This is a genomic window from Sinorhizobium fredii USDA 205, from assembly GCF_001461695.1.
Classification (GTDB): domain Bacteria; phylum Pseudomonadota; class Alphaproteobacteria; order Rhizobiales; family Rhizobiaceae; genus Sinorhizobium; species Sinorhizobium fredii.
In genome coordinates this window covers 112347-130646 of the sequence record NZ_AUTC01000055.1, presented here as the reverse complement: position 1 = coordinate 130646, position 18300 = coordinate 112347, and the positions used below count along the sequence as shown (strand labels likewise).

Sequence of the window (18300 nt, the reverse complement as noted above, 5' to 3'; positions counted from 1 at the left end):
AAGAGCCGGAACAGTTCACCAAGAATCGCGGACGCTATTCCGGAGTTGCCATGTCCCGCCTGAAAATCTCGCACACGCTGATCGGCCTTTTCGTTCTGGTCGTCGCCATCGTCGCAGCACTTGCCCTTTCCTCGATGAACGGCATTCGCATGTTGAACGATCGGAACAACGAGCTCGCCGCCAGCTGGTTGCCGCGCGTCTCGCTGGCGCGCGCCCTCGAAACCCAGCTCTCGGACACGCGGATGGCTTTCGCGCGCCACCTGATCTCGCTGACGCCGTTCGAGAAGAAACGGGCGGAAAAGGTCATCGCCGAGACGGTCGCCGGTTTCCACAAGCTTTCGCAAGACTACGCGGCCCTCGCGACATCGGATACCGACAAGGCAGCGCTCGACAAGGTGCATACGGCCTATCAGGCCTATCTGTCGCAAGCGGACAGCATGCTGAAATATTCCAACAATCTCGAGAACATGAAGGCCCAGAGTGTCTTCAAGGTCGAGATGGCGGCAGCCGAAAAGACCGTCGATGCAGCGATCGACACGGTGCTTGCCTCGAACCTTGCCGGTGCGGACGCCGCCGTTGCCGCAAGCGCCGCGACGCACGAGCAGGCTATCACGATCGAAATCGTGGTCATCGGTTTTGCCGCCTTCGTCGTTCTAGGCGCAATCGCCTATGCCGTGCGCGGCGTCGCCCGCCCGATCCGGATCATCACCGCCTCGATGGCGAAGCTTGCCGGAGGCGATACGGAAAGCAGCATTCCCTATGGCAGCCGCAAGGATGAGATCGGCGAGATGGCGCGTGCCGTCGAAGTCTTCCGTCAGGCAGCGATCACCAATCACAAGCTCGAGGAGGAAACCCGCCTCCAGCGGGCCGCATCCGAAACCGAACGGCAGAGGGTGACCGAGGAAGCCGAAGCGGCGGCGCAGCGGCGCCTCGAGGATGCGACGGCCGGGCTTGCAAGCGGGCTTCGGCGGCTGGCGAGCGGCGACCTTGCCTTCCAACTCGACGACGCTTTCGCGCCGGACTTCGAGCCGCTGCGGCACGACTTGAACCAGGCGGTCGCCGAGCTCGCCGGCACGCTCTCTGCCGTCGCGGCGAGTTCGAACAGCATCGACGGCGGCGCCCGCGAAGTGAGCCACAGTGCCGACGATCTGTCGCGGCGGACCGAACAGCAGGCGGCCTCGCTCGAAGAAACCGCCGCCGCGCTCGATCAGATCACCGTCAACGTCTCCAACTCCTCGAAGCGCACCAATGAAGCGCGCGTCGTGGCGGGCCAGGCAAACGACAGTGCCCGCAAGTCCGGCGCAATCGTCTCCGGCGCGATCGACGCGATGGGACGGATCGAGCATTCCTCCAGCCAGATTTCGAACATCATCGGTGTCATCGACGAGATCGCCTTCCAGACGAACCTCCTGGCGCTCAATGCAGGGGTCGAAGCGGCACGCGCCGGCGATGCCGGCAAGGGCTTTGCCGTCGTTGCCCAGGAGGTGCGCGAGCTCGCCCAGCGCTCGGCCAACGCGGCCAAGGAGATCAAGGAGCTTATCCGCAACTCGGCGAACGAGGTCGAAAGCGGCGTTCGGCTCGTGCGCGAAACGGGCGAGGCGTTGCGCACGATCGAGAGCCTCATCGTCACCATCAACGAACATATGGACGCGATTGCCGTTTCGGCCCAGGAGCAGTCCGCCGGCCTTTCCGAAGTCAACATGGCGGTCAACCAGATGGATCAGGTGACGCAGCAGAACGCCGCGATGGTCGAGGAAGCCAATGCCGCCAGCGCGACCCTGGCACAGGAGGCCGGCCGCCTGCGTGAATTGATCGGCCGGTTCACGCTGGCTGAAACTACCGGGCATGGCTGGGCCACGGGACGGCGCTGCGCCGCCTAGTCGTACTGGCCAGGACCAATTCTTCGCCTCGCAAGTTCAACGGCCCTCGAATCCGGGGGCCGTTTCTTTTCTAGGAAGGCCTTTTCAGTATGAATTAGGAGGTTCTTGTCGACAAACACCGTGATCATAACTAAATATAGGTCGACTGCCATTTGACATGGCACCTCACCATTACTCAACGGTGTTCATGAAGACGACATTCGAAGTCTCCGACAAACTGTTCGAACTCTATCATCGCGTCCATCGCCTGGTAAACGAGTCGATGACCGAGGAAGGTGTGTCGCTTGCCCGAAGCAAGTTCCTGTTCTTCCTGAGCAAGCTCGGCCCCTGCCGCTCCACCGACATCGCCTGCGCGCTGAACTTCGCCCCGAGAACCGTAACGGAGGCGATCGACGGGCTGGAGCGTGACCGCCTGGTGATGCGCAAGCCCGATCCAGACGACCGTCGCGCCAAGATCGTCTCCATTACCGAGACCGGCCGGGCCGTCCTGATGGCGGCGGAACATCCGCGCAAGCAACTTCTCGAGGAAATCTTCTCGGCACTCGACGACGAGCAACTCGATCAGCTCTACGGCATCGTCGGCAAGCTCGTCGACAAGACCGATGAAATCCGCAAACGCAAGGAAGCGGAGGACGACGCCGACATCGCTGCCGCGCGCTAATTGTGCAGGCTGGCCGAGCATAGACAAGAAACAAGAGAGGCCGGGACGTCATGTCCCGGCCTCTCCGTTTTCTCCTGGCCGGCGCTTACATCGCGTCGATTGCGCCAATGGAGAAGAACAGGGTCTCGCCGGACGAGTCGTCGACGCCGTCATTGTCCGTGACGACGTAGCCGTTTCCAGCCGCGTCGACCGTGAAGCCTTCCACCTTGTCGACCACATAGCCGTTCAGCGATTTCAGCTCGGGAATGAGGTCGCGCACCTCTTCCTTCTTGACGACCGGCAGTTCGGCCCCGAGCTTGGCGGGCTTCAGATCGGCGAGCGCGACACGGTAGAGCTTCTTGAGCTTCGCCGCCTCGCCGATCAGATTGTCGCGCTCGATGAGATAGACGTAGTCGCCATGGACGGAGATCTCCGAAAGACCGACCCAGCCGGCTTTGGACTTGTCGAGCGGATAGCGCACCGCGCCCCACTCTTCCGTCGCCGGCTTGTAGGAGACGAGCTTGACGAAGCCCTTCGCATCGTCCTTCCATTCGCGCTGGACCGCCATCCAGAGGACCTGGTCATCCCCCTCGCCCACGGTCGTTATGCCTTCGAAGCCGTAGCGGATCTCGTTGGCGCTGAGTTCCTTCGGGAGAGCAATCTCCTGCTTGATTTCGCCCTTCTTGTTCACGTGGAAGAGCGCGTGGCTGTAGAGCTTGTCCGAATTGCCCTCGGATGCCAGCCAGAACCCGCCTTCGCCGTCATTCGCGATGCCTTCGATGTCGAGCTTTTGCGCAGGCGCGCCATCACGGGTGATCGGCAGCGCCTCGGTGATCAGCGCCGGCTTCTCAGTCGCGTCGATCGTGAAGATCGTCGGCTGCGACGAAAGGACGGAATCATTTACCGCCCTGAGGAAGCCCGGCTTGTCCTTCACCGCCGCGAGGCCGGAAAGCGCACCGAAGCCGATCGGCAGCCCGTCCTTCTCCGCGGAGCGAAGCTGAGGGTAGGCGGCCTCCCCTTCGCCGCGCGCATAAATCATCACATGTGCCCGCGCACCGCCGTCTTCCACGAGATCGACCTCATTGGCGGTCGCGAACAGATTCCGACCGGGAATGGCGACGGCGCCTTCGGGGGAGATGCCGGACGGCAGAAGCTGGAGCAATTCCGGGTCAGCGCCGGTGTCCCTGTAGACGCCGACGATCGAGGCGCGCTCGGAGAGGACGAAGAACAGCTTGTCGTCACCGTACTGCGCCGTTTCCAGGCCTTCCGGCTCGATGCCCTTCGCCGAGGAGCGTTTTTCCGGATAGTGGCCGATCGCAGCGATGGCATGTTCCAAGCTTGGGCCGGACTCGAACAGGACCTTGCCGGTCGCGTCGAAGATCGTGAAGCCTCGGGCGCCGCCCTCGTAGTCACCCTCGTTGGCGACCACCAGGCGGTTGTCGTCGAGCCACTTCACCGCATCGGGCTCACGCTTGCGGCCGGCCTGTTCGCCGTTGAAGGCGATGGCACCGTCACGTTTCGCGTCGACGCTCTTGAGATCGACCGTACCGGCGGAGAAATGCGCCTTCACGGTCGCGGTTTTGCCGTCGATGATGACGATGTGATTGTTTTCCTGCAGCGTGAGCGCAATTTCGTCCTTGCCGTTGAAGGCGACGAATTCCGGCTCCGGGTCTTCGCCGGCGACTTCGGCAAGACCGGTCAGCGTCACATGCTTGATCGTCGCGCAATCTGCGGCGCCGTCCTTCAGCGACAGGATCACCAGATCACCGGCCGGCATCTGCGGGATTTGCCCGTCGTTGACCTTCTCGTCGCGCTCGTTCTCGATGGCGATCGCCGCGAGCGTCCGATCCTTGTTGACCGAGACGGAATCCGGCTGGCCGCCGAGATCGCAGGTGGCGTCGACCTTCTTGGTCGCAGCATCGACAACGGCAAGCAGGCCGGAGGGCTTGGTGAAGCTTTCGCGCGTGTTGACGGCGACGAGCGCCTTCGCTCCGGCGACGGCGACCGACGTCGGTTCGCCATCGAACGCGACGACGCCGCCGGCCTTCGGCGCTCGTGGATCGCTGACGTCGATGAAGCCGATGCGCTTGCCGGGGCTGTCGGTATAGATGAGCGTGTTGCCGTCTTCGGTGGCGGTGATGATTTCCGCCGATGTCGGCGCGTTCCGGTCGGCGCCTTCGGGCAGGTTGCCGGCGACGGCAAAGGAAGCGATGCGATTAAAGACCTGTTCGGCCTGAGCGGCGGGCGCCGTCGATGCGGCCAGCGCTGTCGCCAATGCAGCGGTGATGGAAAAAGCCCTCATTTGTCCCTCCTGTCGCGGCGCGCGCCCGGGGATCAGGCATTCCGACACCGCGGTGGCATCCGGAATCGGCGGTTCGCGCAGTCCGGATGGGAGGCTTGTGCAACCGCCCTGTAACAGCCCAATGACAGCGGCGGTTGAAATGAAAAGAGGCCCGGATCGACCGGGCCCCAATCAACCTGCCGACGTTTCTCCGAAGCGGAGACAACACGGCAGATGGAACATGAACCTGTTTGCGGCCTCGATGGCATTGCCACCAGGCCGTACGGGCATCGTCGAAGTCCTTGCGGACCTTAAACGCGTCCGATTAGTTGACGGCGTCCTTCAGGCCCTTGCCGGCCGTGAACTTCGGCACGTTGCGTGCCGGGATGTCAACTTCCGCACCCGTCGACGGGTTGCGGCCCTTGCTCGCTTCGCGGCGGGTCACGGAGAAGTTGCCAAAGCCTACGAGGCGGATGTCGCCACCGCTCTTCAGTTCGCCCTGAATGGTCTCAAACACTGCATCAACAGCGGAAGACGCATCGGCCTTGGAAAGACCGGCCTTCTCGGCAACGGCAGACACGAGCTCATTTTTGTTCATGTTTCCACCCCTTTCATATTGGTTCGAAACGACTGTCGTCTTAAGCCGGGGCCGCTTGCGCACGCCCACGTCTTGCCATTCCCAATTGCGCCGAATCCCTTGAAATGCAAGGCTTGGAGGGTGCTTTTACAACAGAAAAGACCGGCAAATGGCCGGTCTTCTCCGTTTTTCTCGGCAAAGGGCGCAAGCGGGACACAGTCCCCGCCCTTTTTGGGCCTTATCAGTGGGCGATCGAGGCTCCCGCCTCGTCCTGCGAATCGACCGGCGAAATGGTGCCGGCGTGGCTTGCCGGGTCCCATTCGATCGGTTCCGGACGCCGCGTCAATGCGTGCTCGAGCACCTCGCCCATCCGCGAAACCGGGATGATTTCGAGGCTGTTCTTCACATTGTCCGGGATCTCGGCAAGATCCTTGGCGTTCTCTTCGGGGATCAGCACCTTCTTGATGCCGCCCCGCAGAGCCGCCAGCAGCTTCTCCTTCAGACCGCCGATCGGCAGGACGCGACCACGCAGGGTGATCTCGCCGGTCATCGCCACATCCTTGTGGATCGGAATGCCGGTCATCACCGAAACGATCGCCGTCGCCATCGCAACACCGGCGGACGGACCATCCTTGGGCGTCGCACCTTCCGGCACGTGCACGTGGATGTCGCGCTTGTCGAAAAGCGGCGGCTCGATGCCGAAATCGATCGCACGCGAGCGGACATAGGATGCCGCGGCCGAAATCGATTCCTTCATGACGTCGCGCAGGTTGCCGGTGACCGTCATGCGGCCCTTGCCCGGCATCATCACGCCTTCGATCGTCAGCAGTTCGCCGCCGACCTCGGTCCAGGCGAGACCCGTGACCACGCCCACCTGGTCGTCGCGCTCGGCTTCGCCATGGCGGAAGCGCGGCACGCCGAGATAGTCGTTGACGTTGTCAGCCGTCACGTCGACCTTCTTGGTCTTGCCCTTGAGGATCTCGGTCACCGCCTTGCGGGCAAGCTTCATCAGCTCGCGCTCGAAATTGCGAACGCCCGCCTCGCGCGTGTAGGTCTGGATGACCGCCATCAGCGCGCCGTCCGTCACGGAAAATTCGTTCGGCTGCAGCGCATGGTCGCGGATCGCCTTCGGCAGCAGGTGCCGCTTGGCGATTTCCAGCTTTTCCTCTTCGGTGTAGCCGGCAATGCGGATGACTTCCATGCGGTCCATCAGCGGGGGCGGAATGTTCAGCGTGTTCGCCGTGGTGATGAACATCACGCTCGAGAGGTCGTATTCAACCTCGAGATAGTGATCCATGAAGGTCGAGTTCTGTTCCGGATCGAGTACTTCCAGAAGCGCCGAAGACGGATCGCCGCGGAAGTCCTGGCCCATCTTGTCGACTTCATCGAGCAGGAAGAGCGGATTGGCCCTCTTTGCCTTCTTCATCGACTGCACGATCTTGCCCGGCATGGAGCCGATATAGGTCCGGCGGTGGCCACGGATCTCGGCCTCGTCGCGAACGCCGCCGAGAGCCATGCGGATATATTCGCGGCCTGTCGCCTTGGCGATCGACTTGGCGAGCGAGGTCTTGCCGACGCCCGGAGGGCCGACGAGGCACAGGATCGGACCCTTGATCTTCGCCGAACGGGCCTGTACGGCCAGATACTCGACGATACGCTCCTTGACCTTGTCCAGGCCGAAGTGATCCGCCTCCAGCACTTTCTCGGCGTGGTTGAGGTCGGTCTTGATCTTCGACTTCTTGCCCCAGGGCAGACCCAGCAGCCAGTCCAGATAGTTGCGAACGACGGTCGCTTCCGCCGACATCGGGCTCATCTGGCGCAGCTTCTTCAGCTCCGCATCGGCCTTCTCGCGCGCTTCCTTGGAGAGCTTCGTCTTGGCGATGCGCTCCTCGATTTCGGCCATCTCGTCGCGGCCGTCCTCGCTGTCGCCGAGTTCCTTCTGGATCGCCTTCATCTGTTCGTTGAGGTAGTACTCGCGCTGGGTCTTCTCCATCTGGCGCTTGACGCGCGAACGGATGCGCTTTTCGACCTGCAGAACCGAAATCTCGCCTTCCATGAAGCCGAGCGCCTTTTCCAGGCGCATCTTCACGCTCGTCGTCTCGAGCATTTCCTGCTTCTCGACGATCTTGATCGACAGGTGCGAAGCAACCGTATCGGCGAGCTTGGAATAGTCGTCGATCTGGCTCGCGACGCCGACGACTTCCGGCGAAATCTTCTTGTTGAGCTTCACGTAGCTTTCGAATTCAGAAACGACCGAGCGGCTCAGTGCCTCGATCTCGACCGGATCCTCTTCCGGCTCGCGCAGCACATGGGCGACCGCTTCGTAGAAGTCGTCGCGGGAGGTGTAGCGGTCGATCTCGGCCCGTGCGCGCCCCTCGACGAGAACCTTGACGGTGCCATCCGGCAGCTTCAGGAGCTGCAGCACATTGGCGATTGTACCGACGCGGTAGATCGCGGAAGCTTCCGGATCGTCATCCGTCGCGTTGATCTGGGTCGCCAGCATGATCTGCTTGTCGGTGCCCATGACCTCTTCAAGGGCGCGGATGGACTTCTCGCGGCCGACGAAAAGCGGCACGATCATGTGCGGGAAGACCACAATGTCGCGCAACGGCAGAACCGGATAGGTCGCGCTTTCGGCCGGAGACGTTTTGTTCGTCATGTCATTTCCTTTCCGTCCCGATTTCGGGCCCGTTCCCGGGAGCCTCAGCGGCACTCCCGGCTGTCAAATTTCCTTCACGAAAGTGGAGTGCAACAGGGGCCTTTTCAAGGCCAGGCGCATTCTCCGCCTCCATGGACAATTCCCGTTTCCTACGCTGAGAGGCTGATGCCGGCCTTACGTGGCTTCCCGGACGCCGGCGCCCAAGCGCGTTCATTGAATCGTCGTATCATCGCGTTGTTGTAGAGCTTTCGCAATATTCGATTCGATTGACCCCAATCATTTTGGGGCGAAAATGTTCGCAAGCTTGCTCCGTTCTCACGATCGACGAGGCGCTTGGCGGACGAGCCTCGCGCCCTTCACCACTTTCACATCTTCGCGAGCATCAAAGATGCGCCGGCTGCGCACGAAAAAGCCCGCACGCAGGCGGGCTTTTCTGCAATTCCTTGTGGCACGCCGTCAGGCCGAGACGTTGGTCTTCTCGTCGGAACGATCCGAGTAGATGTAGAGCGGCCGGGCGGTTCCCTTGACCACCTCATCCGAAATCACCACCTCGCGAACGCCCTCGAGCGTCGGCAGCTCGAACATGGTGTCGAGCAGGATTTTTTCCATGATCGAGCGCAGGCCGCGCGCGCCGGTCTTGCGGATGATGGCGCGCTTGGCAATTTCGCGCAACGCGTCTTCGTGGAAGGTCAACTCGACGTCTTCCATCTCGAACAGGCGCTGGTACTGCTTGATCAGCGCGTTCTTCGGTTCGGACAGGATCTGGATCAGGGCATCCTCATCGAGGTCCTCAAGCGTCGCCAGAACCGGCAGACGGCCGATGAATTCCGGGATAAGACCGAACTTGACCAGATCTTCCGGCTCAAGCTCGCGCAGAACCTCGCCGACCCGGCGATCTTCCGGCGAGCGTACCGTCGCGCCGAAGCCGATCGACGTCTTCTCGCCACGGGCAGAGATGATCTTGTCGAGGCCGGCAAACGCGCCGCCGCAAATGAAGAGGATGTTCGTCGTATCCACCTGCAGGAACTCCTGCTGCGGATGCTTGCGGCCGCCCTGTGGCGGTACGGAGGCCACAGTGCCCTCCATGATCTTCAGCAGCGCCTGCTGCACGCCCTCGCCCGAGACGTCGCGCGTGATCGACGGATTGTCGGACTTGCGCGAAATCTTGTCGACCTCGTCGATGTAGACGATGCCGCGCTGGGCGCGCTCGACATTGTAGTCGGCGGCCTGGAGCAGCTTCAGAATGATGTTTTCGACGTCCTCGCCGACATAGCCCGCTTCCGTCAGCGTCGTCGCGTCGGCCATGGTGAACGGCACGTCGATGATACGGGCGAGCGTCTGTGCCAGATAGGTCTTGCCGCAACCGGTAGGACCGACGAGCATGATGTTCGACTTGGCCAGTTCCACGTCGCTGCTCTTGGCCGCGTGGGCAAGGCGCTTGTAGTGGTTGTGCACGGCGACGGACAGGATGCGCTTGGCCTGCTGCTGCCCGATGACGTATTCGTCGAGAACCTTGATGATTTCCTGCGGGGTGGGAACGCCATCGCGGGACTTGACCATCGAGGTCTTGTTCTCTTCGCGGATGATGTCCATGCAGAGTTCCACGCATTCATCGCAGATGAACACCGTGGGGCCGGCAATCAGCTTGCGCACTTCGTGCTGGCTCTTGCCGCAAAACGAACAATAGAGGGTATTCTTCGAGTCACCGCCGTTGCTGCCGCTGACCTTGCTCATTTTCACTTCCTTCCAGCACGCCGGACACCTTCGGAAAGATATCGCGGACTAGTCAATTCGCCTTGCGCGCGCTCGATACCGCCGCGCAGGGTTCCTGGGAGTACTCACCGCGTCAGGGCGAATGCCTGACTTCGGTTGCAACGACTCTCCCGTCAAATCCGAATGCTATACCCCAAACACCAGCATAGCATTAACGGTTCATATTAACGGCTTTGCCCTTCCGATAAAGCCCTCAGCCGTTACAAATGTGTCACAATCGCGTCTGCAGAGACACACGCGTGTGATATCAACCCTGTTCGGCGCCCTCGATTGCTTCCCGCGAGGTGATGACTTTATCGATCAGGCCCCAATCGAGCGCCTCGTCGGAACTCATGAAATGGTCGCGGTCGAGCGTCTGCTCGACTTCCTCATAGGTGCGGCCGCAATGCCTGACATAGACCTCGTTGAGGCGGCGCTTCATCTTGAGGATGTCTCTTGCATGCCGCTCGATGTCGGAGGCCTGGCCCTGGAAGCCGCCGGAGGGCTGGTGCACCATGATGCGCGCATTGGGCGTCGCGAAGCGCATGTCCTTGTGGCCGGCGGCCAGCAGCAACGAGCCCATCGAGGCAGCCTGGCCGATGCAGAGCGTCGAGACCGCCGGCTTGATGAACTGCATCGTGTCGTAGATCGCCATGCCAGCCGTCACGACGCCGCCCGGCGAGTTGATGTAGAGGGCGATTTCCTTCTTCGGGTTCTCCGCTTCCAGGAAGAGCAACTGCGCGCAGACGAGTGTCGCCATGTGGTCTTCGACGGGGCCCGTAAGGAAGATGATGCGCTCCTTGAGCAGCCGCGAATAGATGTCGTAGGACCGTTCACCGCGGTTGGTCTGCTCAACAACCATCGGCACCAGCGCCATGGCCGTATCAACTGGATTTCTCATATCGAACCTTCATAGTCGGGCCCGCAATCCCTTCGCGGACCGGGAATCATCGGATAAGCCTCAGTCCTTACATAGAGTGTCAATGCCCTTCACTTCAAGTCGCGAACATTCGATAAGCTTAATGGTCGCGGCGTTTCGGACCAACGTTTTTCATTGACCGCGGCGACCTGCCGATAGAACATTTTTCCAAGTCTGCCGCCGGATGGCGTCTCCTTTTCAGCGTTGCTCACAGGCATTCGCGAAGTCGCGGTAAACGATCCCTGAATCCGGCAGCGCTTGCTGTCAGAGCTGGGATTCCAGCGGCAGGAAACGGATCGCTCCAGCAATCAGCCGGCGGTGGGCGCCCGCGTCCGGCTCACGTCCGAGCAGCCGTGTGGCTCCGTTCGCCCGGTCGCGCCAGACCAGCCGCCCGCCTTCGAGGGTCAACCGATAACTCCTCTCCGGCAACGTCTCTTCGTCGAAGATGGACTGGATCTCGGCAGCCAGTGCTTCGTCGGAAAAAATCACCCCCATCTCCGTGTTGAGGGAGGCTGACCGGGGGTCGAAATTCATCGATCCCACATAGCCGTATCGGCCATCGATGACGAAAGCCTTGGTGTGCAGGCTGGCGTTGCGGGCGCCGAACAGCGACATGCGATGGCGGTCGATCAATTCGCCGTATTCCTTCAATTCATAGAGATCGACGCCACCCTGAAGCAGGCCCTTGCGGTATTTCATATAGCCGCCGTGCACGGCGGCGACATCCGTTGCCGCAAGCGAGTTCGTCAGCACCGCCACTCGCACGCCCCTCTTCGCGAGCGCCGTCAGTTGGCGCGTTCCCTCGGCGCCGGGAATGAAATAGGGGGACATGATGCGCAGATCGCACTCGGCACCGTTGATCAACGGAAAAAGTTCGCGCAGCAACCAGTTCTGCCGCTTCTGCAACAGCGCTTTTTCAGGCGGATCGAAGGCCAGGCGGACACCGGCGCTGCGGTGAAGCCTGCGGCTTCCCCAATAGAGATCCGCCCCGGCCTCCGCGTCGCTCACTCTTTCCAGATAGAAGCGCGCCGCCGCGGTTCGTGCCAGCGCTTCGAGCGTCTCGCGCAGCGCCGGCAGATAGTGTTTGCGCGGTGTCCGGAGCGCGGCGATGGGCAACACGGATGCGCTGTTCCAGTACTGGTCGAACATGGCCGTGGCCTGATCGACCACTGGTCCCGTCATCCAGACATCCAGGTCGCGGAAGTTCGACAGTTCGGCGGCATCGAAATAGGCGTCGCCGATATTGCGCCCGCCGGCAATGGCCATCCGGCCGTCGGCAATCCACAGCTTGTTGTGCATGCGACGCGTGGCGCTCAAGGCGCGCACGGCCATTTCAAAGCCGCGACGGAAACGGTCGGTCCGCGCCCGGCTGGGATTGAAGAGGCGCACGTCGATATTGGGATGCGCGTCGAGCGCGATGCATAGCCGATCGTGGATGCCGGCATTGATGTCGTCGAGCAGCAGCCGCACACGCACGCCGCGCTCGGCCGCCTGGATGAGTTCGCGGGTCAGAAGAAAACCCGTCAGTTCGTCCTTCCAGTAGTAATATTGCAGGTCGAGACTGCGGCCCGCCGAGCGCGCTGAATGGGCTCGCGCGACGAAGGCCTCGATATTGTCCGAGATCAGGGCGACCGCGCACTCGCCGGAGTTGGTGGCAAGACGCGACGCAACGCTTTCGTCGATCCGGGTCGGTTCCCCGCCGAAGGGCAGGGCAAAGGAGGGCGGCGCCTGCGGACGGCGCCCGAAGACGCCGTAGACGTATAAGGTCGCGGCGGCGGCAAGAGCGAGCAGAACGGCAAAAAAGAGCGCAATCCAGATGAACATGCCCGCCGTCCATAGCAACGGCTGCGTCCTCGGACGCGCCGATGATTCTATAACATGTTGAATCGACGAGCGATTCTACCTGAAAATCGGTTCCGGTTTAAGGGGCTGTCAGGTGGGCCTTCACGCCCGCTCCAGATCAATCAGGCCGGCGCGGTCATCGGCGCCCCCTTCCTTGAGAGCGGCCTTCAGATCGATCGACGCCTTGACCGGAAGATGATCCGAGGCGACCCGCGCCAGCGGCGTGTCGTGCACCGACACCGACGTCACGAGATGATGCGGATTGCCGAGCACGCGATCGAGCGGCAACAGCGGGAAACGCGACGGAAAGCTCGCAACCGTCGCATGGGTCGGGTCGAAAATGGGGCTGAGGAAGCTCAGCGATGAGCGCCTGCCCATGCGCCATTCGTTGAGGTCGCCGATAAGCAGTGTCGGCCGGCCGACGCCATCGGCCGCAACCCGCAGAATGGTCTCGGCCTGACGCGCCCGGGAGTGACGCAGCAGGCCCAGATGGGCGGCGATCACCCTGAGCGGCCCGGCCTTCAGGTCGAGATCGACGACCAGCGCGCCGCGCGGCTCGACGCCCGGCAGATTGAGCTGCCGAACGTCCGATACGGCGCCTTCCCTGAGCAAGAGGACATTGCCGTGCCATCCGTGCCCCTTTTCCGAGAAAGCAGAAATCGGCACCGAAACAAGATGGGCCTCGCGTCGCAGATGCTCGAGATCCAGGAGCCCGGCGCGCTCGCCAAACCGCTGATCGGCCTCCTGCAGGGCGACGATATCCGCGCCGATCTCGCCGATGACCTGGGCGATACGCCCCGGATCGAACCGGCCGTCGGTGCCCACGCATTTGTGAATGTTGTAGGAGGCGATGACGATATCGCCACGGCTCACGGCCGCGTCGCGATTGACCACGGTCGGCCGCCGTTTCCGGATCGCGGCCATGATGCCCGCGGAAAAACTGCCCTGCGTTCTTGCCATGCCGCTCCCTGCTGCTGCCGCATCATGCTCAAAGCGGCCGATCATTGCCACCGAAAAAGTCGATATTGCGGACATTGTTCCCTGAGCTCGATCCGTTATCGATTGCGCTTGCCGCAGCGGCGCCCGGCGCAATAGAGATGCGTGAGAGTATCAATCCGTCCGCTTCAAAGGGCCGATATCATGTCCGCAGTCCCCGGCATCACCATAGACGGCCCCGCCCGGCGCGTTTGTCTCGACGTCCGCAACCCGGACTTCTTCCGCAATCCGCTGCCGGCCTATGCCGCGCTCCATGCGCAATGTCCGGCCTTCTTCTGGGAAGAGCCGCAGCAATGGTTTTTCGCGGGTTACGAGCAGGTGAACGCGCTGCTGCGCGACCGCCGCTTCGGCCGGCAGATCCTGCATGTGGCGACCCGCGAGGAACTCGGCCTGCCGGAGCCGAAGCCGCATCTCAAGGATTTCGACGCGCTGGAGGCGCATTCGCTGCTCGAACTGGAGCCTCCGGCCCATACGCGGCTGCGCACGCTCGTCAACCGCGCCTTCGTTTCGCGGCAGATCGAACAGCTCCGGCCGGACATCGAAGCGCTCTCGCATGCGATCATCGACAGCTTCGAGGCGGACGGCGCGGTCGAACTGCTGAAGACCTATGCCGAGACGATCCCCGTCACCATCATTGCCCGCATGCTCGGCATTCCGGTCGAAGCGGCCCCTCGCCTTCTCGACTGGTCGCACCGCATGGTGAAGATGTATGTCTTCAACCCGTCCTTCGCGACGGAACTCGACGCCAACCAGGCTTCCGCGGAATTTGCCGCATATCTGAAAGACATCATTGCCGAAAAGCGCGCCAAGCCCGCAGACGACCTGCTGACCCACATGATCGGTTCCGAGAAGGACGGCGAGCGCCTGTCGGAGGCCGAATTGATCTCGACCACCGTCCTGCTTCTGAACGCCGGTCACGAGGCGACCGTGCACCAGATCGGCAATGCCGTGGGCGCCATCCTGCAATCCGGCCTCTTACCCGCCACGCTTTTTGCGGGCGAAGAAGCGACGGCGCGCACGGTGGAAGAGTGCCTGCGCTTCGCCGCGCCGCTCCATATCTTCCAGCGCTATGCCCTGTCGGACATCGTACTCGAGGACGGCATCGCGCTTAGAAAGGGCGACAGGATCGGTCTTATGCTCGGGGCGGCGAACGTCGATCCGCGCAAATTCACCGCGCCGGACACGTTCATGCCGGACCGCAACGAGGGCGCCAATATGTCGTTCGGCGCCGGCCTGCACTTCTGCATCGGCGCGCCGCTTGCGCGGCTTGAACTCAACCTTTCCCTGCCGATCCTGTTCCGGCGCCTGCCCGGCCTGCGGCTCAAGCACGAGCCGCCGGTCAAGGACAGCTTCCACTTTCACGGGCTGGAGCGGCTGGATCTCGTCTGGTAGCCGGCTTCCGGGCCGGCGTTCAGAATCGGTTAAGCATAGAGCCCTATTCGGGAGAGAACGGAACCGCGACAGGAGCCTGCCGATGCCGCCGACTAAGTTCACAAGCCTGGTTTTCGTCAGCCTTGCCTTGAGCGGCTGCCAGAGCGATCTGGCGACGGTCGCCGACGCGGCTCTCAGGAATCCGCCAGGGTTTCCGGTCATGCAACCTGATAAGGGGCGGCCGGCGCCTCCCACAACGCCAACCGATCCGTCGCCCCCGCCGACCACACCGCCAGTGGAGAATGTCGAAGCGAGACCGGGCTGCGACGCGGACGTTCAGTCCAAGGTAAAGGCGCCGGGAACCAATCCCATCACGCTCGCCTGCAGCCTTCGCCTCTCCTCGGCCGATGTCATCACCCATCCGCTGGTGTTCGAGGGAAGTGCGGCTTCGGGATCGGTGCTCGACTGCGGCGGTGGAACGCTCGATGTCAGCGCAGGCGCATCGCGCAAAGAGAAGACCGCCGTCGCCGTCCGCTCCAGAAAAGCCGGCTCGGGCCCCTGGGATGCGCCGTCGAGCGTGACGATCCGCAATTGCAGGATCCAGGGCTTCGTCCGCATCTATGGCCTCGGCGAGAACGCCAATGGCGCGGTCATGAAGGCGTCGTCGCGAAATCCCGACCACACGGCATTCGCCCAGGCATCGGCGCCGAAGAACGTGCGTCTCGAGAATGTTGCCTTCGACGCACCGGACGGCATCCCCTTCTATGTCGGGCCTGGCGTCACCAACGCGGCTCTCGTCAACTCGAAAATCAACGGCCGATCCACAGCCGTCGCCGTCTATCTTGATGCCGAATCCGCCAACAACACGATCAGCAACAATGTCTTCGGGATCTCCACGGAGAAGCGGGAACTGATCGCGATCGACGGATCCGCGAACAACAGGATCACCAACAACGTCTTCGAGCATTCCGACAACGGCGGCATATTCGCCTATCGCAACTGCGGCGAAGGCGGCGTCATCCGCCATCAGAAGCCGCAATACAATCAGATCGTCGGCAACACATTCCGCTACCGGTCCTCGTTTCTCGTGAGCCCGGCCGTGTGGCTGAATTCGCGCAACGGCAGCAGCAGCTATTGCTTCACCGATCCGGCCTACCCGTTCGGCAGCAGCGCCAGCAATCTCGATTTCGCGCAGCACAATGTGGTGCGCAACAACAAGCTCGATGGCGGATCAGACAGCCTTATCCGCAACGACGATCCGACCAACGAAGTCGGGGCGAACATGGCGACGGGCGGGTGATCGGCGCCGCCAGTACAGTCCTCGCGCTCAGAGCCGGATGACGTAGTCCTTGCGGGTCGTCTCGACGACCTCCCAGGTCCCGGCAAAACCAGGCCGCAGCACCATGCTGTCGCCCGCCTTCAGGTGGACAGCCTCGCCGCCATCTTCGGTTACGATCGAATGCCCGGAGAGGATGTGGAAATATTCCCATTCGTCATAGGCGATCCGCCACTTCCCGGGTGTTGACTCCCAGACGCCCGCATAGAGACCGCCGGACGCCTCTTCGAAATTCCAGGTGCGGAACTCTGGGCTTCCGGAAATCAGCCGGTCGGCGGCCGGCGCACCGATCTCCAGCTCAACCGAAGCAAGGTCGAATTTCAACACGTGACTCATGAGGCACCTCCGTCGGAGCGGCGCGTCCGTCGCCGGTTCAAATTGCAGTTCGTCGCATACCGCCGGCCGGATCCTAATTCAACAAGCAGGAAAACGCTTTGTTACCTGCTCTCATGGCAGGCTCGGCGGCGAGATGAACTGGTAATACGCCCACACCAGGACCAACGCGGCTATGACCGCGATCCAGTTAAGAGCTTTCCGCTGCAGTGGGCTGGCAGTCCTCTGCTCCTGCTTTGGTTTCCGTCGTTCGAACTTAACGATATTGTCGTCGCTCATGTCGTCCCCCTACAGCGCCGCGCGCCTTATCAGGCGCGCAAAGGTCGCTGTAGCACTTTGAATTGCTGCATGTCTTCGTCCTTAAATCGAGGTCGATTTAAGGAGACATGCAGTAGTCGGCGGTGGGCCTCATCAAATTCTTGCGAGCGACTGCTCCAGGTCGGCGATGATGTCATCGACATCCTCGATACCGATCGACAGGCGGACGACGTCAGGCCCAGCCCCCGCCGCGACCTGCTGCTCGGGCGTAAGCTGCCGATGTGTCGTCGAGGCGGGATGAATGACCAGCGAACGCGTGTCACCGATATTGGCGAGGTGCGAAAACATCTCGAGGCCCTCGACGAAGCGCTTTCCCGCCTCGTATCCGCCCGAAAGACCGAAGGTGAAGACCGCACCTGCGCCTTTCGGCGAATAGCGCCTCTGAAGCGCATGGTTCGGGTCGTCCTCGAGCCCGGCGTAGCGGACCCAGGAAACCTTGTCCTGTCCCTTCAGCCACACCGCGACGGCGAGCGCATTGTCGCAATGGCGCTGCATCCTGAGTGGCAGTGTCTCCACACCGGTCTGGATCAGGAAGGCGTTGAAAGGCGAGATCGACGGACCGAAATCGCGAAGACCGAGCACGCGCGCGGCGATCGCAAAGGCGAAATTGCCGAAGGCCTGTTGCAGCACGACGCCGCCATATTCAGCACGCGGTTCGGAGAGGAGCGGATATTTCCCGGATTTCGACCAATCGAAGGTGCCGCCGTCGACAATGATCCCGCCCATCGAGTTGCCGTGACCGCCGATGAACTTGGTGAGCGAGTGGACGACGATATCGGCGCCGTGTTCCAGCGGCCGCACGAGGTAGGGCGTCGCCATCGTGTTGTCGACGATGAGCGGCAGTCCGTGCCGCCGAGCGACTTCGGCGATCGCCGCGATATCGACGAAGATGCCGCCGGGATTGGCAAGGCTTTCGATGAAGATCGCCTTCGTACGCTCGTCAATCTGCGTCCCGAAGCTTTCGGGGTCGGCGCAATCCGCCCAGCGAACCTGCCAGTCGAAGGATTTGAAGGCCTGGCCGAACTGGTTGACGGAGCCACCGTAAAGCTGCCTGGCGGCGACGAAATTGTCGCCCGGACTCATGATGGTGTGGAAGACGAGAAGCTGGGCGGCATGCCCGGAAGCGACCGCCAGCGCCGCGGTACCGCCTTCGAGCGCAGCGATGCGCTCTTCCAGAACGGCTTGCGTCGGATTCATGATGCGGGTGTAGATGTTGCCGAACTGCTGCAGGCCGAAGAGCGCGGCCGCGTGATCCGCATCGTTGAAGACGAAGCTCGTCGTCTGATAGATCGGCGTCGCCCGCGCGCCCGTTGTCGGATCGGGCTGGGCCCCCGCATGGACGGCGAGCGTGCTGAAACCGGGGCCGGCCTTCGTCATTCTTTCCTCCATGGCTTTG

Annotated in this window: 14 protein-coding genes; 4 read left to right on the top strand and 10 right to left on the bottom strand. The window is 62.2% G+C overall.

Annotated elements, in window-relative coordinates:
* Positions 1-50: 50 nt before the first annotated feature.
* Together N181_RS07645 and N181_RS07640 are read left to right on the top strand one after the other, a co-directional pair.
* Entirely contained in the window at positions 51-1880 is a 1830-nt protein-coding gene (locus N181_RS07645) for a HAMP domain-containing methyl-accepting chemotaxis protein (RefSeq protein ID WP_037390984.1), read from the top strand.
* Between the two features lie 187 nt (positions 1881-2067).
* Positions 2068-2541: a MarR family winged helix-turn-helix transcriptional regulator gene (locus N181_RS07640; RefSeq protein ID WP_037390987.1), complete on the top strand. Its 474-nt coding sequence runs from the start codon at positions 2068-2070 to the stop codon at positions 2539-2541.
* A gap of 85 nt (positions 2542-2626) precedes the next feature.
* Here the strand turns inward: N181_RS07640 and N181_RS07635 are convergent, their stop codons facing one another.
* From N181_RS07635 to N181_RS07605, 7 genes are all read right to left on the bottom strand, one after another.
* Positions 2627-4822 (bottom strand): esterase-like activity of phytase family protein, encoded by a 2196-nt coding sequence (locus N181_RS07635; protein ID WP_037390989.1) that lies wholly within the window; start codon positions 4820-4822, stop codon positions 2627-2629.
* A gap of 304 nt (positions 4823-5126) precedes the next feature.
* On the bottom strand, positions 5127-5399 hold the full coding sequence (hupB, locus tag N181_RS07630; RefSeq protein ID WP_012707611.1) for a DNA-binding protein HupB: 273 nt from the start codon (positions 5397-5399) through the stop codon (positions 5127-5129).
* Positions 5400-5619: 220 nt separating this feature from the next.
* Positions 5620-8037, bottom strand: coding sequence for an endopeptidase La (gene lon / locus N181_RS07625; protein ID WP_014327977.1), 2418 nt, complete (start codon positions 8035-8037; stop codon positions 5620-5622).
* A 456-nt stretch (positions 8038-8493) separates the two neighbouring features.
* On the bottom strand, positions 8494-9771 hold the full coding sequence (gene clpX, locus N181_RS07620) for an ATP-dependent Clp protease ATP-binding subunit ClpX (protein WP_014327976.1): 1278 nt from the start codon (positions 9769-9771) through the stop codon (positions 8494-8496).
* Between the two features lie 286 nt (positions 9772-10057).
* The gene (gene clpP / locus N181_RS07615; RefSeq protein WP_014327975.1) at positions 10058-10690 is read right to left on the bottom strand and encodes an ATP-dependent Clp endopeptidase proteolytic subunit ClpP; all 633 of its coding nucleotides are present in this window, start codon (positions 10688-10690) and stop codon (positions 10058-10060) included.
* 282 nt (positions 10691-10972) lie between these two features.
* Positions 10973-12532 carry a phospholipase D family protein gene (locus N181_RS07610; protein WP_060563312.1) on the bottom strand — a complete coding sequence of 520 codons (1560 nt, stop codon included), beginning with the start codon at positions 12530-12532 and terminating at the stop codon, positions 10973-10975.
* 120 nt (positions 12533-12652) lie between these two features.
* Complete coding sequence (locus tag N181_RS07605) at positions 12653-13510, bottom strand: endonuclease/exonuclease/phosphatase family protein (protein WP_014327973.1); 858 nt, start codon at positions 13508-13510, stop codon at positions 12653-12655.
* A gap of 180 nt (positions 13511-13690) precedes the next feature.
* Between N181_RS07605 and N181_RS07600 the strand changes: the two genes are divergently transcribed.
* Both N181_RS07600 and N181_RS07595 read left to right on the top strand, forming a co-directional pair.
* Positions 13691-14938: a cytochrome P450 gene (locus tag N181_RS07600; RefSeq protein ID WP_037390994.1), complete on the top strand. Its 1248-nt coding sequence runs from the start codon at positions 13691-13693 to the stop codon at positions 14936-14938.
* An 82-nt stretch (positions 14939-15020) separates the two neighbouring features.
* Entirely contained in the window at positions 15021-16217 is a 1197-nt protein-coding gene (locus tag N181_RS07595; protein ID WP_037390995.1) for a right-handed parallel beta-helix repeat-containing protein, read from the top strand.
* 27 nt (positions 16218-16244) lie between these two features.
* On the opposite strand, the gene N181_RS07590 is transcribed toward N181_RS07595, so the two are convergent.
* The 3 genes from N181_RS07590 to N181_RS07585 all read right to left on the bottom strand — a co-directional run bounded on the left by N181_RS07590 (position 16245) and on the right by N181_RS07585 (position 18281).
* Positions 16245-16589 (bottom strand): cupin domain-containing protein, encoded by a 345-nt coding sequence (locus N181_RS07590; protein WP_014327970.1) that lies wholly within the window; start codon positions 16587-16589, stop codon positions 16245-16247.
* Positions 16590-16700: 111 nt separating this feature from the next.
* A complete protein-coding gene (locus N181_RS33985; protein WP_080577192.1) occupies positions 16701-16865 on the bottom strand; it encodes a hypothetical protein in 165 nt (54 codons plus the stop codon).
* A gap of 132 nt (positions 16866-16997) precedes the next feature.
* On the bottom strand, positions 16998-18281 hold the full coding sequence (locus N181_RS07585; protein WP_014327969.1) for an O-acetylhomoserine aminocarboxypropyltransferase: 1284 nt from the start codon (positions 18279-18281) through the stop codon (positions 16998-17000).
* Positions 18282-18300 lie beyond the last annotated feature (19 nt).

Excerpts from the sequence above, each read along its gene's own strand:
- N181_RS07600 (WP_037390994.1), top strand. The coding sequence starts at position 13,691 with ATGTCCGCAGTCCCCGGCATCACCATAGACGGCCCCGCCCGGCGCGTT.
- lon (WP_014327977.1), bottom strand. The coding sequence starts at position 8,037 with ATGACGAACAAAACGTCTCCGGCCGAAAGCGCGACCTATCCGGTTCTG.
- N181_RS07590 (WP_014327970.1), bottom strand. The coding sequence starts at position 16,589 with ATGAGTCACGTGTTGAAATTCGACCTTGCTTCGGTTGAGCTGGAGATC.
- N181_RS07585 (WP_014327969.1), bottom strand. The coding sequence starts at position 18,281 with ATGACGAAGGCCGGCCCCGGTTTCAGCACGCTCGCCGTCCATGCGGGG.
- clpP (WP_014327975.1), bottom strand. The coding sequence starts at position 10,690 with ATGAGAAATCCAGTTGATACGGCCATGGCGCTGGTGCCGATGGTTGTT.
- clpX (WP_014327976.1), bottom strand. The coding sequence starts at position 9,771 with ATGAGCAAGGTCAGCGGCAGCAACGGCGGTGACTCGAAGAATACCCTC.
- N181_RS33985 (WP_080577192.1), bottom strand. The coding sequence starts at position 16,865 with ATGAGCGACGACAATATCGTTAAGTTCGAACGACGGAAACCAAAGCAG.
- N181_RS07640 (WP_037390987.1), top strand. The coding sequence starts at position 2,068 with ATGAAGACGACATTCGAAGTCTCCGACAAACTGTTCGAACTCTATCAT.
- hupB (WP_012707611.1), bottom strand. The coding sequence starts at position 5,399 with ATGAACAAAAATGAGCTCGTGTCTGCCGTTGCCGAGAAGGCCGGTCTT.
- N181_RS07610 (WP_060563312.1), bottom strand. The coding sequence starts at position 12,532 with ATGTTCATCTGGATTGCGCTCTTTTTTGCCGTTCTGCTCGCTCTTGCC.
- N181_RS07605 (WP_014327973.1), bottom strand. The coding sequence starts at position 13,510 with ATGGCAAGAACGCAGGGCAGTTTTTCCGCGGGCATCATGGCCGCGATC.
- N181_RS07635 (WP_037390989.1), bottom strand. The coding sequence starts at position 4,822 with ATGAGGGCTTTTTCCATCACCGCTGCATTGGCGACAGCGCTGGCCGCA.
- N181_RS07595 (WP_037390995.1), top strand. The coding sequence starts at position 15,021 with ATGCCGCCGACTAAGTTCACAAGCCTGGTTTTCGTCAGCCTTGCCTTG.
- N181_RS07645 (WP_037390984.1), top strand. The coding sequence starts at position 51 with ATGTCCCGCCTGAAAATCTCGCACACGCTGATCGGCCTTTTCGTTCTG.